We start from the raw sequence: 15,699 nt of genomic DNA on the forward strand, positions 1-15,699 counted from the left end.
GTCGTCCCTCGGCCGATATCTTCAACGAATCTCAGGCGCAGGACGCTAGGCCGGGTTTCACAACCCGGCCTAACTCGGTGAGCGCAGGCCGAATCGGGCGACCAGCCGGGTGGCCAGCGCGTACGCGAGGTGCCCGCCCGGCCACTGGGTCACGTTGTGCCCGGAGCCGTCGTGGTAGTAGTTGTGGCAGCCGGCGTTCATCGCCGAAGCATTCGAGGCCAGGCGCTTGTCGACCCACGCGGTGAAGCGGCGGGCGGCGGCCGGGGACGTGTCGATGGTGCGGCGTCGGGTGCGGGCCAGCCGCCGCACGGCCGCCACGACCACCTCGGCCTGCCGCTCCAGCTGGGCGATCACCGATACGCCACCGTTGGTGTTGGGCCCGTACAGGATGAAGAAGTTGGGGAAGCCGGGCACCGTGATGCCCATGAACGCGGTGGCCCGCTCGCGCCACACGTCGTGGAGGCCACGGCCGTCGCGGCCCTTCACGTCAAGGCCGGCCAGGAACCTCGTCGGCTGGAAACCGGTGCTCAAGATCAAGACATCGATGTCGCGTACGGAGCCGGTGGCGTCCTCCACGGCGCCGGGGAAGACCCGGGTGACCGCCTGCGGGACCAGCGACACGTTGTCCCGGTTGAGCGACTCGTAGAAGGTGGACGACAGGATCGGCCGCTTGCACCCCCAGGGGTAGCCCGGTGTCACGGCCTTCCGCACCGCGGGGTCGGTGATGGTGCCGTTGATGAACCGCTCGCACGCCTCCCGCATCCGCCGCTGGCGGCGCGACCCGACGTCGTAGCCCTTGAACCGCCGGTTGCCCTTGTGGAAGATGCGCGCCCGGTTCAGGCGCTGGGCCAGCGGCACGTGCCGGTAGATCCAGCGCTCGCGCGGGCTGAAGTCGCGCTCGTACTTGGGTTCGATCCAGCCGGGCTCGCGCTGGTAGACGTACACCTGGGCGGCGGTCGGCGCGATCGCGGGAACGATCTGCACGGCGGTCGAGCCGGTGCCGACCACGGCGACCGACTTGCCGGTCAGATCATGCTGCTCCCAGCGGGAGGTGTGGAAGACCGGGCCGGCGAAGGTGTCCAGGCCCGGCCACCCCGGGTAGCGCGGGACGCTGAGCAGGCCGAGCGCGGACACGACCACGTCGAACTCGTGGCTGTCGCCGTGCTCGGTGGACAGCGTGTACGTGCTCGACGCCTCCTCCCACACCAGGCCGGTCACCCGGGTGCTGAGCCGCAGGTGCTCGCGCAGGCCGAAGCGGTCGACCACGTGGTTGGCGTAGGCGAGCAGTTCGGCCTGGGTGGCGTGGGTACGCGACCAGTCGTACCCGAGGAACGAGAACGAGTACGCGTGTGAGTGCACGTCGACCTCGCACCCCGGATACCGGTTGTCGTACCAGGTCCCGCCCACCCCGGCCGACTGCTCGAAGATGGTGATCCCGGCCCGGGTGCTCGTCGTGAGCTTGACCGCCGCCGCGATCCCGCCCAGCCCGGCGCCGATGATGGCGATGCGCAGCGTCATGGCGCCGGGTACTCGTCGGCGTTGAAGACCCAGCCCTCCATCGCGGAGAAGTCGGAACGCGGCGGCGAGAACACGTCGATCAGGTGGTTGCGGCCGGGCGCGATCGCCTCGCTGGTGTGCAGCGACGGCGGCGGGATCACGGTCACCGAGGGCGCCTTGACGGTCTGGTGCTCGTCGGCCCGCCAGTTCGCCTTGTTGGTCGTCCAGGGCCAGCGGATGTGGTGGGTGTACTCGCCCTCGAGCACGATCGAGCACTGCTCGAAGTCGTCGTGCTTGTGCGGGGACATCTTCGCGGGGTCGCGCGGGCCCTGCTTCGGGTCGATGAAGTTGACCATGAAGGTGGTGCACCGGAAGAGCCGGAACGGCGGGTTGGACAGCGGCGGGACCGTCAGGTCGTACGCGCGGATCTTGAATCCACCGACCGGGTCGGGCCAGGGCTGCCAGGCGGCGATGTTCTCGTGCCGCTCGTCGTAGGAGCCGGCGTTGGCGGCCAGCGACGCGATGTCGTCGGAGCGGGTGGTCAGCAGGCGGATCACCCGGCCCTGACCGGTGATTGTGACGGTGCTGTCACCGGGCGGGAGCACCAGCATCGTCCGGCCGCTCACCGCGATCTCGTCCCGGTCGGAGGAAGCCGTCGCGGACAGGCCGTCATCGGCGAGCAGCACGACGTACTCATCGGGTTGGTCCCGCCGGGCGAACGTGGCCGTGCCGTCGAGGTCGGAGTAGCCGACGACGAAGTTCTGGCCGCGGGCGTACCAGGTGGAGACGCCGTCGCCCTTCTCCACCGGAGGGAGGTCGCCGAACTGGACGTGCTCGGCGGCGGAGAAGCGCTCCGGGATCACCTCTTTGGTGGTGGGCAGCGTGGAGCGGAGGTCGTTGGACTCGAACGGCATGGCGGAAACCTCCTAGGGGGTACGGAATCCGGCGACGATCGACGTCGCGGCGGACCGCAGCAGGCTGGTGTCGTTGCTGACCATCACGTAGCGGTAGCCGCGGCCGGCGGCGGCCCGGCCCTGCTCGGCGGTCTGCACGGCGGTGCCGACCGGGATGTCGCGCGCCTTCGCGGCGGCGAGCAGGGTGGCTTCCAGGTCACGGATCGACGGGTCGGACGGCGGCAGGCCGGTGGACAGGGTCAGGTCGCCCATGCCCAGGAACACGCCGTTCAGGCCGTCGATGTCGAGGATCGCCTCGGCGTCCTCGATCGCGCCGCGGTCCTCCAGCTGCACGCCGCGCAGGACCTGCTCGTCGCCGAAGCGGAGATATTCATCCCGCGGGGTGCCGCCCCACCGGCCGGCCCGGGAGGTGGTGCCGAGGCCGCGGTCGCCGCGCGGGGAGAAGAGCATCCCCCGGACCGCGGCGCTCGCCTCGTCGACCGACGTCACCCGCGGCACCAGGATGCCGTCCACGCCCGCGTCGAGCAGGCGCTGGAGGTGGCTGCCGCTGCGGTCGGGGACGCGGACCACGACCGAGAGGCCGGCGCTCTGCGCCACCACGGTCGCCTGGTAGGCGAACTCGAAGGTCAGCGGGGCGTGCTCCTGGTCGATCACGATGTAGTCGAACCCGGCGTCGGCCAGGATCTCGATCGGCTCGAGCGCCGGGATCTTGACCCAGGTGCCGATCAGACAGCGGTCGGCCGAGGCCAACCGGGAGGCGAAACCCAACCGGGCCATGACGCTCCTCACGAGGGGTTTTGAGTCCCGAAATTGTAGCATCGTCATACGATTTCCAACAACGGTTCACCGAACCGCGGTCACGCTCGGTACGATGTCGCCAGGCAGCGGCAGAGCATGGAGGGCAGCGGTGACACAGACCAACGCGCTGCGCGTGGAGCGCAACCCGGCCCTCATCCGCTCCCAGGTGCTGGAGAACCTTCGTCAAGCGATCCTCGACCGGCGGCTCGCGCCCGGTCAACGGCTGATCGAGCGCGAGCTGGTCGAGCTGACCGGCGTCTCGCGCACCAGCGTCCGCGAGGCGCTGCGCGAGCTCGCGGCCGAGGGCCTGGTCACCGCGATCCCCAACAAGGGCACGATCGTCACCAGCGTCAGCGCCGAGGAGGCGCGCCAGCTCTACCAGGTGCGTTCGGCCCTGGAAGCGCTGGCCGGCCGGCTCTTCGTCGAACACGCGAGCGTCGCGCAGCGCAAGGCGCTGGTCCGCGCGCTCGACAAGGTCGACAAGCTGGCGGCGAAGGACCAGCCGATCCTGGCCGCCAAGGACGCCTTCTACGAGGTGCTGTTCGAGGGCGGCGGCAACGTCGCGTTGCGCCAGGTGGTGGGCAGCCTGCACGCCCGGGTGAGCGTGCTGCGATCGCTGTCGCTGTCGGTGCCCGGGCGGCTCGAGCACAGCGTCAAGGAACTGCACGCGATCGTCGACGCGGTGCTCGCCAACGACGCCGAGGCCGCGGGCGCGGCCTGCGCCCGTCACGTCGAAGAGGCCGGCCGCGCGGGGCTGATCGCGCTCGCCGAGCAGGAAGCCTAGCGTCGAACTATTCCCTCAGATTGTATGATCGTCGTACGCTCTCCGCATGAGCGATGACGACAGCCGGCTCGTGCGCGGCGACCAGGTCCGGCGTGCGGTGCTCGGCGACGAGCACGTGGACCGGTCCCGGGCGCAGGCCACCGACTTCACCCGCGTCGTGCAGGACTACGTGACCGCCAGCTGCTGGGGTGACGTCTGGTCGCGCCCCGGGCTGGACCGGCGTACCCGGAGCCTGTTGAACCTCGCGATGCTCACCGCGCTGAACCGGCCGCACGAGTTCTCCGTGCACGTGAAGGGCGCGCTGCGCAACGGCTGCACCGTCGAGGAGATCCAGGAGGTGCTGCTGCAGACCGCCGCGTACTGCGGCGCACCGGCCGCCCTCGAGTCGTTCCGGCTCGCCGAGAAGGTCATCACCGAGGTACGCCAGGAAGCCTCGGTCGGCACCACCGCCGCATGACCGGCCGGACCGGCGCCCGGGTCCTCGCCGACATGCTCGACGGCTACGGCGTGACCCACCTCTTCCACGTGCCGGCGATCCTGCGGCGCACGATGGCCGAGCTGGAGCAGCACCACCCGCACATCCAGCGGGTGGTCACGCACGGCGAGAAGGCCGCCGCCTACATGGCCGACGGCTACGCCCGCGTCTCCGGCCGGCCCGGCGTCGCGGCCGCGCAGATCATCGGGGCGCTGAACCTCGCGGCCGGCCTGCGCGAGCCGTTCCTGGCCGGCTCCCCCGTGCTCGCGCTGACCGGCGGCCGCTCCCCGGCGACCAAGTTCCGGCACGTCTACCAGGAGATCGACGACCTGCCCGGGTTCGACCCGGTGACCAAGTACAACGCCACCATCGACGACGCCGGCCGCTTCCCGGACATGCTGCGGCACGCGTTCCGGGTGGCGACGACCGGCCGCCCGGGCCCGGTGCACCTCCAGATCCAGGGCAACGAGGGCCAGCTCGACACCGCGCTCACCGACGCCGGCCCGCTCGTCGAGCCGCGCTTCGCGCAGGTTCCTCCGGTACGCCCTGGGCCTCTTGACGCGGACGTCGAGGCCGTTCTCCAGCTTCTTGACAATGCCGAGCGGCCGGTCATCGTGGCCGGTGGCGGCGTCCGTTCCTCCGGCGCCGGCGCCGAGCTGGTGGCGCTGGCCGAGCTGCTCGACATCCCGGTCGCCACGTCGGCCAACGGCAAGGACACGATCCCCGGCACCCACCCGCTCTCGGTCGGCGTGGTCGGCACCTACTCGCGCGAGTGCGCCAACGAGATCGTCGGCCGGGCCGACCTGGTGTGCTTCATCGGCACCCAGACCGGCAGCATGACCACGCACTTCTGGGCCGTGCCGCCGATCGGCACCCCGGCCGTCCAGATCGACCTCGAGCCGGCCGAGCTCGGGCGCAACTATCCGCTGCGGGCGTCGATCGTCGCGGACGCCCGCGCCGCCCTTCGCCGAATGCTGGCGCTCGCCGGCACGAGCGCGAGAGCGTCCTGGCGCGACGAATGTGACCGGCTCGAGTCCGCGTGGCGCGAGCGCTATCGCGAGGTGCTGACCAGCGACGCCGTCCCGATCCGCCCCGAGCGCATCGCCGCCGAGCTGACCGCCGGCCTGCCCGGCGACGCCGTGCTCGTGGTCGACACCGGCCACGCCGGCATGTGGATGGCCCAGTTCCACGACATCACCGCGCCCGGCCAGGACTACCTGCGGGCGGCGGGCCACCTGGGCTGGGCCTTCTCGGCCGGCATCGGGGCCAAGTGCGCGGCGCCGGACCGGCCGGTGGTGGTCTTCACCGGTGACGCCGGTTTCTACTACCACCTGGCCGAGGTCGAGACGGCCGCCCGCCGGGGCATCAATCTGGTCACCATCGTGAACAACAACGCGGGCGGCAATCAGAGCAAAAGGGGCTTCGACCGGGCGTACGGCGGGCAGGCCACCGAGAAGTCCCGGGAGATGTGGAACTACCGGGACGTGGACTTCGCCCGGATCGGCGAGGAGATGGGCGCGCTGGGCATCCGGGTGGACCGGCCGGGCGACCTGGCCAAGGCGCTGGATCAGGCGCTGTCGGCCAACCGTCCGGTGATTGTGGACGTCCACACCGACATCGAGGTGGTCGCTCCCCCGGCGGTGTCCTAGCTCCCCGGGGCCGCGGTGGGTCCACTGAGCGCCTGGCGGGGCCGGGGCATCGGATCGATGATTCCGGTGCTGAACTGACGCCATTGGAGCCCGTAACGTCTAGCGATTGTCAACGATCTCGCTTACGATCTTGTCGACATTTGCTGTGGAGCGTTCACCTTCCGAACGTGAAGGTTAGACGACGCCGGGTGACAAGGCATTCCTCATCATCTATTCTTTCGCCCGGATCTTTCGGGCAAAAGGGGTGTAGCCGTTGATGACGGCTGAATCTCAGGGCCCGAATTCGTCCACTCCACGCAAGGACGGCTCTCGAGAGGCTTGACATGACCAGACGATTCCGCAGGACGACGACTGCGCTGCTGGCGGCGCTGCTCGCCGTCACGGCGGCCGGATGCTCCTCATCGGACGACGACGGCGGTGGCGACGGCGGGGCGTCCGGCGGCGGGGCGAAGGACAAGGTCAGCTACGTGACCGCGTTCGGCGCCGTCGGCCGTGACTCCTTCGTATGGGTCGCGAAGGAGAAGGGCTTCTTCGCCGAGGCCGGCATCGAGATCGACATCCAGAAGGGCGCCGGCAACGTCCAGAACCTGACCCTGCTCAAGTCGGACAAGGTTCAGTTCGCGGCGCTCGACTTCACCGGCGCCGAGATCCAGGCGGGCCTCGGCAAGTTCCCCGACTGGCGCGCGGTGGCGGCGGTTCACCAGCGCACCCTGGTGTCGATCATGACCACCAAGGACACCGGCATCAACAAGCCCACCGACCTGGTCGGCAAGACCGTGGGGACCGGCAGCGGCTCGGTCAGCGAGCTGCTCTTCCCGGCGTACGCGAAATCCGCCGGGCTCGACCCGACCAAGGTGAAGATCCAGGGCGCCCAGCCGACGGCGCTCAACGGGCTCATGGCCCAGCGCAAGGTGGACGCGCTGAGTACCTTCCTGCTGAGCAAGACCGCCCTGGCCAACGTGTCCAAGAAGGAGGTCGTCGTGATGCCGTACAGCGACTACCTCAGCGACCTCTTCGGCAACGCGATCATCACCAAGCCGGGGCTCATCTCGTCGGACCGCGACCTGGTCCAGCGCTTCGTCGGAGCGGCCATGAAGGGCCTGCAGTACACGATCGACAACCCGGACGAGGCCGCGGCGATCCTGAACAAGGCCGAGCCGACCGCGCTCGTCCCGGCGGCCAAGGGCGAGATCAACGCGATGAAGCCCTACGTGACCCCGCCCAACGCCGGACCGATCGGCTACATGGACGAGGAGCGGGTGACCCGCAGCATCGCGGCCGTCCAGGCGGCCGGGCTGATGCCCGCGGGCCTCACCCCCGACAAGGTGGCCGACTTCAGCTTCATCAAGAAGTCCTGATTCACTGTGGCCCGCAACGCGGCGGCCGGCGGTCGAACCGCCCCGCGTTGCGGGCCACGCCCTGCCCCACATCGACGGAGCTGACCTCATGACGAACACGGACGCCGACTCCCGGCTCTCCATGACCTGGAACAACGGCGTGCTTCCCGTGCTCGGCGCGGTTCTGGCGGTCGGTCTCTGGTGGCTTCTGACCGCGGTCCTCGACATCGACCCGTTCTACGTGCCGTCTCCCATGGACGTGCTCGACGCCATGCTGCGCGACCCGCGATACCTGGCCGACGAGATGTGGACAACCTTCCAGCGCGTGCTGATCGGGTTCGGGCTCGCGGTCGCCGGCGGCCTCGGCCTGGCCATCATCCTGGCCGCCTCCCGGACCGTGGAACGCATGACGATGCCGCTGCTGGCGGCGGTCAACGCCATCCCCAAGGTCGCCCTCGCCCCGTTGCTGCTGGTCTGGATGGGCTTCGGCAACGCACCCAAGATCGTCATGGTCGTGCTGGTCAGCTTCTTCCCGATCATCGTGTCGACCATGGCCGGACTGACCTCGACCCCGGCCGACCTGGCCGAGCTCGCGCGGTCGCTCAAGGCCTCGTGGTGGCAGACGTTCGTGAAGATCCGGCTGGTCTGGGCGCTTCCGCAGACCTTCGTCGGGATCAAGGTGGCGACCCCGCTGGCCATCATCGGCGCCGTCATCGGCGAGGTGGTCAGCCCCGACCACGGGCTGGGCTCGGTCATCGTCGGCTCGGGCGCCAACTCGGACACCGCGCTGGCCTTCGCCGCCCTGGTCCTTCTCGCCGTCGCCGGGGTCGTGCTCTTCTATGTCGTCGCCGCGCTCGAGCGGCTGCTGGCCCCGTGGGCACGGGCCATCTCATCGTGAGCGACCATCCGTCACCGGGAGCATCCGCATGATTCGCATCGACGCCGTGTCTCAGACCTTCCGTGGCCGGCGCGGCCGCGTCGAGGCCCTCAAGGACATCGACCTCGACATCGCGGCCGGGGAGTTCCTGGCCGTCATCGGCCGGTCCGGCTGTGGCAAGTCGACCCTGCTGCGGGTGATCGGTGGGCTGCTCACACCGAGCTCCGGCTCGGTGACCGTGGCCGGCGACATCGTCACGGAACCACGCCGGGACGTGGCCATGGTGTTCCAGCGGCCCGCCCTGCTGCCCTGGCGCTCGGTGCTGGACAACGTGCTGCTCCCGATCGAGATCTTCGGCGGGAGCCGGGCCGGGTCCCGCGGCCAGGCCGAGCGGCTGCTGGAGATGACCGGCCTGGCCGGTTTCGCCACCCGGCAGCCCCACGAGTTGTCCGGCGGCATGCAGCAGCGCGTCGCGCTGTGCCGGGCGCTGATCCAGAACCCCAAGGTCATGCTCATGGACGAGCCGTTCTCGGCGCTGGACGCGCTCACCCGCGAGGAACTGGCGGTCGAACTTCAGCGCATCCACATCGAACTCGGCACCACCATCGTGTTCGTCACCCACTCCATCTCGGAGGCCGTGCTGCTGGCCGACCGGGTCGCCGTGCTCAGCTCCCGTCCCGGCCGCCTGAACAAGGTCGTCGAGGTGCCGATCCCCCGCCCCCGCACCTTCGGGCACAACGCCCACCTGGACCAGGTGGCCGCCGCCTCGGCCGAGCTGCACGAACTGTTGCTGGACGAGAGCCCGCGGCCGGCCCGGACCTGACGGTCGGCCGCGCCTAGCCGTAGAGCGCGCGGTCGTACGCCTCGAAGTTCCAGGCGCCGGCGCCACCGGACGGGCGGACCGTGCTGACGATGCTCGCGCCGCCGTCCACCGAGACCAGCTCGCCGGTCATGTAGGCGGCGTCGTCGGAGAGCAGGAACGCCACCACGCCGGCCACGTCCTCGCCGGTGCCGGCCCGGCGCAGCGGGGTGCTGCTCGCGCGGCGTGACATGTCGTCCTTGCCGCCGGCCACGTCCGGTGTGGCGGCGAAGAGGTCGGTGGGCACGATGCCGGGAGCGACGGCGTTGACGCGTACGCCGAGCGGGCCGCCGTACATCGCGGCGCCGCGCAGCAGGCCGACCACCGCGTGCTTGGAGGTCTGGTACGCCAGCAGGTCGGCGCTGCCCCGCAGGCTGCCGATCGAGCCGGTGAGGACGATGTTGCCGGCGCTCCCCTGAGCCGCGTACTGCCGGAACGCCGCCCGCACCCCGAGGAACACGCCGCGCACGTTGACCGCCATCACCCGGTCGAACTCGGCCACCGGCAGGTCGGGCAGGGTGGCGAACGAGCCCGGGATGCCGGCGTTGAGGTGGTGCAGGTCGATGCGCCCGAAGCGGGCCACGGCCGCCTCGACGTACGCCGCCACCTCGTCCTCGGCCGACACGTCGGCGCGAACTCCGATCGACGGGGACGGCAGCGACGCGGCGAGGTCACGGACCCGGTCGAGATCGAGGTCGACGGCGACGACGTTCGCGCCCTCCTCGGCCAGCCGCCGGGCCGTGGCCGCGCCGATCCCACCGGCCGCACCCGTCACGACCGCGACCCTGCCGGCAAGTCCGCGCATGTTCTGCCTCCCGACCACTAGCCAAGGATTGTAGGCCAATCATACAATCAGCCACCAGCATCATTTAACAACTGGGACTTACGGCGGAAATCTTGCTCGACCCTTGACAGGCGTCGGGAGAGATCACCTAGATTCCTCGAATACCGGATAGATGGACGGCCGCCCCGGAATGCGGGACGGGCGACGACAGTCAGGGAGGTGCCCATGGAGATCGCCAGCGGTGACCTTCAGGTCGTGGCCCGGGTCGTCCAGCTGCTCCGGCTGCTCGCCGGCAACGAGACGATCGACCTGGTGTCGGCCGCCGAGGAACTGGGTGTCGGCAAGTCCACCGCCCACCGCTATCTGGCGTCCATGGAGAACCACGGTCTCCTGCGGCGCCGCGACCGCAACCGGTACGAGTTCGGGGTCCTCCTGGCCGAGCTGGGCACCCTCGCCCTGTCCCGGCTGGGGATCGTCGACCTGGCCGGCCCGGTGCTCGAGGACCTCGGCGCCCGCCTGCGGCACACGGTCGTCCTCAGCGTGTGGAACGGCACCTGTCCCGTGGTGGCGCGGGTGCGCGAGGACCGCAGCCGCACGGCGCACGTCTCGATCGCGGTCGGCAGCCAGCTCGGGCCGAACGCGGCGCAGACGGTCGTCTTCTGGGCCTTCAAGGACCGGTCCTACTACCGGTTCGGGCAGGGCGCGACGCCCACGACCGCGACCGAGGCCGAGCTGGCCGCGGTTCGCGAGACCGGCGTCTCGGTCCGCCCGAGCCTCAAGGACGGGATCAGCGCCGTGGCGGTTCCGGTCCGCGATCCCGCCGGCCAGGTCGTCGCGACCCTGGCCGTCGTCGACATCACTCAGTTCGTACCCGAGGGAACCGACAGCCCGGTGGCCCTCGCCCTGCGGGCCGGCGCCGAGACGATCAGCCGGCGCATGGCACAGCCCCTCGGTTAGCTCAGCCCCTCAGCTGACTCAGCCCCTCGACTGACACCAACCCTGCGCAAGATCAAAGGCGATGCAGATGAAGACCTATCGAATCGTGGCCGTGCTGGCCGCGGCCTCCCTGGTGTTGTCGGCGTGCGGCGTGGGCGGCGACTCCGGCAGCGGCGGCGCCGACGACAACAAGCTGACCTGGGCCAGCACCGGCGGCCAGTTCCAGGAGGACGAGAAGAAGGCCCTCCAGCAGCCGTTCACCGCCAAGAACGGCACGGCGTTCACCAACATCAGCCCGGCCGAGCAGGCCCAGGTGCGCACCATGGTCACCTCCGGCAAGACCATCTGGGACCTGGCCAACATGAGCTGGATCTACGCCGGCGCGTACTGCGGCGAGCTGTTCGAGAAGCTGGACGACCCGGCCCTCGACCGCGCCAAGTTCCCCGAGGGCACCACCGGCGACTGCTTCGTGCCGACCTACCGGTACGCCAACATCTTCAGCTACAACGCCGACATGTTCTCCGGCGCGAAGCCGACCACCATCAAGGACTTCTTCGACGTGAAGAAGTTCCCGGGCAAGCGGGTGGTCTACGACTACCCGAAGGCCGGCCTGCTGGAGGCCGCACTGGTCGCCGACGGGGTGCCGGCGGCGCAGGTCTACCCGCTGGACGTCGAGCGGGCGCTGAAGAAGATCGACACGATCAAGAGCAACCTGGTCTTCGCGGCCAGCTACGGCGCCATCCAGCAGATGATGGTCGACAAGCAGGCCAGCATGACCCTGACGGTCACCGCGCGGACGATCGTCTCGAAGCAGAGCGGCGCCAACCTGGTGCCGGTGTGGGACTTCAACACCACCGACATCGGCGTGCTGGTGATCCCCAAGGGCGCGCCGCACAAGGCCCTGGCCCAGCGGATGCTGGCCTTCGTCACCGAGCCGGAGCAGTCCAAGGCGTACGCGAAGCTGACCGGCACCGCGCCCGCCCGCGCCGACATCGACCTCGACTCGGTCGGCTACACCGACCAGCAGAAGGTGTTCAACGCCTTCCTGCCCGATCGCGGTACCACGGTCGAGCAGGACAAGCAATGGTGGATCGAGAACACCGACGCGCTGGTCAAGCGCTGGACCGCTTGGAAGGTTGGCTGACGGATGTCGGTCACGACAGTCACGGCCAGGGCGCCCTGGCTCGCCCGGTTCAGGGGCAGCGGCTGGCTGCTGCTCCTGCCGGCCCTGGTGGCCCTGGTCGTCCTGTTCGTGGTGCCGCTGCTGAGCGTGGTCGGCGACAGCTTCACCGAGCCGGAACCCGGCCTGGGCAACTACGCCTCGCTGTTCACCGACGGCTACACGCTGCGGGTGCTGGGCCGGACGCTGCTGGTGGCGCTGGTGGTCGCCGTCGTCGGCGTGCTGCTGGCCTACCCGTACGCGTACGCGATGACCCTGTCCGGACCGGCCATGCGCGCCGTGCTGGTGACCGTGGTGCTCATCCCGTTCTGGACGAGCATGCTGGCTCGCAACTTCGCCTGGATGGTCCTGATGCAGGACGGCGGCGTGATCCAGAAGTTCCTCGGCCTGTTCGGGCTGGGCGACGTCACGCTGCTCGGCACCACGCTGGCGGTCGGCATCTCGATGACCCAGGTGCTGCTGCCGTTCCTGGTGCTGCCGATGTACAGCGCGATGGAGCAGATCGACGGCCGGCTGGTGGCGGCCGGTCAGAGCCTGGGCGCGCCCCGGACGCGGGCCTTCCGCCGGGTCTACCTGCCGCTCTCGACGCCCGGCGTGGTGGCCGGCATGTCGCTGGTCTTCGTGCTGGCCCTGGGCTTCTACGTGACGCCGGCCCTGCTCGGGTCGAGCCGGACCGCGATGATCGCCCAGGTCATCAACATCCGCACCAGGGAACTGCTCGACTTCGGCGGGGCCGGCGCGATGGGCATGTTCCTGCTCGTGGTGACGCTGGTCGTGCTCGGCCTGAGCCGCCGCCTCGCCGGTTCGTCACTCTCGGCCGCCGCCGCGGGCACGACGCCCACGCGGGCCGGCGGTTCCCGCGGCGTGGTGCGGCCCTGGTTACGCGTACACACGACGGTCGTCGCCGTCATCCTGGCCGTGCCCACCCTGGTCGTCATCCCGATGAGCTTCTCCTCGGCGCAGACCTTCCAGTTCCCGCCGCAGGGCTGGTCGCTGCGCTGGTACGAGAACCTGTTCACCTCGCCGGAATGGGTCGCGGCGATCCTCAACACGCTCCAGACCGGCCTCTACACGGCGATCTTCGCGACCATCCTGGGCACTCTGGCCGCCTTCGGGCTGACCCGGCTGAACCCCCGGATCCGGGGCGCCGCCAACGGGTTCCTGCTGTCGCCGATGATCGTGCCGCACATCCTGGTCGCCCTGGTCGTCTTCTCGGCGTTCCTGCGGCTCAGCCTGAACGGCACGCTGATCGGCATCATCCTGGCCCACACCGCGCTGGCCATCCCGTTCGTGGTGATCGCGGTGACCGCCCGGCTGCAGGGCATGGACTCAGCTCTGCCGCACGTGGCCGCGGTGCTCGGCGCGAGCCCGTCCTCGGCCTTCCGGCGGGTCACGCTGCCGCTGGTCATGCCCGGCATCCTGTCCGGCGCCGTGCTGGCCTTCGTAACGTCGCTCGACGAGGTGGTCATCGCCCTGTTCCTGCAGGCGCCGGGCGCGATCACGCTGCCGGTGCAGATGTTCAACAGCGTCACCGTGCAGATCGACCCGACCATCTCGGCCGCCTCCAGCCTGATGGTCGTCCTGGTCAGTGTTCCCATCCTGTTCGCGCAGATCCGCGGCTCCGGCCGGAAGCGAGGCAAAGCATGAGCTCACCGATCAGCGCCGCCGGCGGCCGGGTCGAGCTGACCGGCCTGGTCAAGACGTACGGGAGCACCCCGGCGGTCGACCACATCGACCTCGACATCCAGCCGGGCGAGTTCATCACCCTGCTGGGCCCGAGCGGCTCCGGCAAGACCACCACGCTCAACATGATCGTGGGCTTCACCGAGCCGACCGCCGGCCGGGTCCGCCTGAACGACAAGGACATCACCCGGACACCGCCGCACAAGCGCAACTTCGGCATGGTGTTCCAGAACTACGCGCTGTTCCCGCACCTCACGGTCGCCCAGAACGTGGCCTTCCCGCTGCGCGAACGCAAGGTGCCGGCCGCCGAGACGGCCCGGCTGGTCGGTCAGGCCCTCGACCTGGTCGACCTGACCGGCATGGACCACCGCCGCCCGCACGAGCTCTCCGGCGGCCAGCAGCAGCGGGTCGCGCTGGCCCGTGCGGTGGTCTTCTCCCCCAGCGTGCTGCTGCTCGACGAGCCGCTCAGCGCGCTCGACCGCAAGCTGCGCCAGTCGTTGCAGCGCGAGATCAAGCGGCTGCACGACGAGCTGGGCCTCACCTTCGTCTTCGTCACCCACGACCAGGACGAGGCGATGACCCTGTCCGACCGGATCGCCATCTTCAACCACGGGAAGATCGTGGCCATCGGCACGCCGGCCGACCTCTACCACCGGCCCCCCACCGAGTTCGTGGCCCGGTTCCTGGGCGAGTCCAATGTGTTCCACCGGCCGGATCAGACGCTGATCGTACGGCCGGAGCGCCTGCACGTCGCCGATTCGCCCGAGTCCGTGCCGGCCGGCGACGTCACCGAGGACGCCACGGTCACCGATGTCTCGTTCTACGGCACCTACTACCGGCTCGAGCTGTCCTACGGCGACGACTCGGTCGGCTGTGCCGTGCTGCCCGTCGGCGCCCCCGCCGCGGTCGACCCCGGCGCCAAGGTCGTCGCCCACTGGCGCCCCGAGGACCAGGTCCTCGTCACCAACTGAAAGGGATCCCCTCATGACTGACGTCGACTACCCGTTCAACCTGGACGCCGACGAGGACCGCAGGATTCCGGACCCGGAGGCGGACGCGTTGCTGGCCGGCGCGGTCGACCTGCACCAGCACCCCGGCCCGAGCCCGTTCCCGCGCCGGATGAGCATCCTCGACGCCGCCCGCGACGCCGCGTCGGTCGGCTTCCGGGCGATCGTCGCCAAGTCGCACCACCACAGCATGGTGACCGACATCCTGGCCTTGCGAACCGCGGGGCTTCAAGACCTTTCGACCGAGGTGTACGGAGGGGTCGCGCTCAATCGCACGGTCGGTGGCCTCAACCCGTACGCGGTCGAACTGGCCCTGCGGATGGGCGGCCGGATGGTCTGGTTCCCCACCCTCTCGTCGGCCGCGCACATCTCCCACCACGAGCACCACGACACCGGCTTCCCCACCCCCGAGGTCGACCTGCGCCCCAACGAGGTCATCTCGATCCTGGATGACACCGGTGACGTCCTCCCCGAGGTACGCGACATCCTCGACGTGATCGCGGCGGAACACGCGGTCCTCACGTGCGGCCATCTGGGCGTACCCGAAGCTCAGAAGTTGATCGACGCGGCGCTCGAGGCGGGCGTCGACCGGATCCTGGTCAACCACCCGGTCTTCGTCGTCGGCGCCGACGTCCAGCAGGCGGTGGCCTGGGCCGAGCAGGGCGTGACCATCGAGCACGAGGTCATCATGTACTTCGGCAAGCCGGAACGCCGCCGCGACCTGGGCGAGCTGCTGACCTTCATCAAGGAGGTCGGCGTCGAACGCACCATCCTCTGCTCCGACTCGGGCCAGAAGACCAACCCGCTGCCGGTCACCCTCTACCGTCGTGCCGTCCGAGCCCTGCTCGACGCCGGCGTCAGCGAGGACGACATCCGCCGCCTGGTCGGCACGACAGCGGGCCACCTGCTCTACAAGTGA

15 protein-coding genes are annotated in these 15,699 nt (G+C 69.9%); 11 read left to right on the top strand and 4 right to left on the bottom strand.

From position 1 onward, the window contains the following. Positions 1 to 69 precede the first annotated feature (69 nt). The 3 genes from AB0M54_RS28870 to AB0M54_RS28880 are packed head-to-tail and all read right to left on the bottom strand — an operon-like array spanning position 70 to position 3,188. A complete protein-coding gene (locus AB0M54_RS28870) occupies positions 70 to 1,518 on the bottom strand; it encodes an NAD(P)/FAD-dependent oxidoreductase (protein ID WP_364474706.1) in 1,449 nt (482 codons plus the stop codon). Then, complete coding sequence (locus AB0M54_RS28875) at positions 1,515 to 2,411, bottom strand: hypothetical protein (RefSeq protein WP_364474708.1); 897 nt, start codon at positions 2,409 to 2,411, stop codon at positions 1,515 to 1,517. The genes AB0M54_RS28870 and AB0M54_RS28875 overlap by 4 nt, the downstream gene beginning before the upstream one ends. Before the next feature lie 12 nt (positions 2,412 to 2,423). After that, positions 2,424 to 3,188, bottom strand: coding sequence for an aldolase/citrate lyase family protein (locus AB0M54_RS28880; protein ID WP_364317772.1), 765 nt, complete (start codon positions 3,186 to 3,188; stop codon positions 2,424 to 2,426). Positions 3,189 to 3,318: 130 nt separating this feature from the next. On the opposite strand from AB0M54_RS28880, the gene AB0M54_RS28885 reads away from it, so the two are divergent. The 6 genes from AB0M54_RS28885 to AB0M54_RS28910 all read left to right on the top strand — a co-directional run bounded on the left by AB0M54_RS28885 (position 3,319) and on the right by AB0M54_RS28910 (position 9,154). After that, complete coding sequence (locus tag AB0M54_RS28885) at positions 3,319 to 3,993, top strand: GntR family transcriptional regulator (RefSeq protein WP_364317774.1); 675 nt, start codon at positions 3,319 to 3,321, stop codon at positions 3,991 to 3,993. A 46-nt stretch (positions 3,994 to 4,039) separates the two neighbouring features. Next, on the top strand, positions 4,040 to 4,450 hold the full coding sequence (locus tag AB0M54_RS28890) for a carboxymuconolactone decarboxylase family protein (RefSeq protein WP_364317776.1): 411 nt from the start codon (positions 4,040 to 4,042) through the stop codon (positions 4,448 to 4,450). Further along, a complete protein-coding gene (locus tag AB0M54_RS28895; RefSeq protein WP_364474710.1) occupies positions 4,447 to 6,117 on the top strand; it encodes a thiamine pyrophosphate-binding protein in 1,671 nt (556 codons plus the stop codon). The genes AB0M54_RS28890 and AB0M54_RS28895 overlap by 4 nt, the downstream gene beginning before the upstream one ends. Positions 6,118 to 6,440: 323 nt before the next feature. Continuing rightward, positions 6,441 to 7,475: an ABC transporter substrate-binding protein gene (locus tag AB0M54_RS28900; RefSeq protein WP_364317779.1), complete on the top strand. Its 1,035-nt coding sequence runs from the start codon at positions 6,441 to 6,443 to the stop codon at positions 7,473 to 7,475. Positions 7,476 to 7,563: 88 nt separating this feature from the next. Further along, positions 7,564 to 8,352, top strand: coding sequence for an ABC transporter permease (locus AB0M54_RS28905; RefSeq protein WP_364317780.1), 789 nt, complete (start codon positions 7,564 to 7,566; stop codon positions 8,350 to 8,352). A gap of 28 nt (positions 8,353 to 8,380) precedes the next feature. Next, positions 8,381 to 9,154 carry an ABC transporter ATP-binding protein gene (locus tag AB0M54_RS28910; protein ID WP_364317782.1) on the top strand — a complete coding sequence of 258 codons (774 nt, stop codon included), beginning with the start codon at positions 8,381 to 8,383 and terminating at the stop codon, positions 9,152 to 9,154. A 13-nt stretch (positions 9,155 to 9,167) separates the two neighbouring features. Here AB0M54_RS28910 and AB0M54_RS28915 read toward each other — a convergent pair whose 3' ends face one another. Beyond that, positions 9,168 to 9,995, bottom strand: a complete 828-nt coding sequence (locus AB0M54_RS28915; protein ID WP_364474712.1) for an SDR family oxidoreductase — start codon at positions 9,993 to 9,995, stop codon at positions 9,168 to 9,170. A 204-nt stretch (positions 9,996 to 10,199) separates the two neighbouring features. Between AB0M54_RS28915 and AB0M54_RS28920 the strand changes: the two genes are divergently transcribed. From AB0M54_RS28920 to AB0M54_RS28940, 5 genes are all read left to right on the top strand, one after another. Beyond that, positions 10,200 to 10,931, top strand: a complete 732-nt coding sequence (locus tag AB0M54_RS28920) for a helix-turn-helix domain-containing protein (RefSeq protein ID WP_364317785.1) — start codon at positions 10,200 to 10,202, stop codon at positions 10,929 to 10,931. 67 nt (positions 10,932 to 10,998) lie between these two features. Beyond that, the gene (locus AB0M54_RS28925; RefSeq protein ID WP_364317787.1) at positions 10,999 to 12,054 is read left to right on the top strand and encodes an extracellular solute-binding protein; all 1,056 of its coding nucleotides are present in this window, start codon (positions 10,999 to 11,001) and stop codon (positions 12,052 to 12,054) included. 3 nt (positions 12,055 to 12,057) lie between these two features. Then, positions 12,058 to 13,737, top strand: coding sequence for an ABC transporter permease subunit (locus AB0M54_RS28930; protein WP_364317789.1), 1,680 nt, complete (start codon positions 12,058 to 12,060; stop codon positions 13,735 to 13,737). Next, complete coding sequence (locus tag AB0M54_RS28935; RefSeq protein ID WP_364317790.1) at positions 13,734 to 14,744, top strand: ABC transporter ATP-binding protein; 1,011 nt, start codon at positions 13,734 to 13,736, stop codon at positions 14,742 to 14,744. Before AB0M54_RS28930 ends, AB0M54_RS28935 begins: the two co-directional genes overlap by 4 nt. A gap of 13 nt (positions 14,745 to 14,757) precedes the next feature. Further along, complete coding sequence (locus tag AB0M54_RS28940) at positions 14,758 to 15,699, top strand: DUF6282 family protein (protein ID WP_364317792.1); 942 nt, start codon at positions 14,758 to 14,760, stop codon at positions 15,697 to 15,699.

It is taken from the genome of Actinoplanes sp. NPDC051470 (assembly GCF_040682035.1).
Lineage (GTDB): Bacteria > Actinomycetota > Actinomycetes > Mycobacteriales > Micromonosporaceae > Actinoplanes.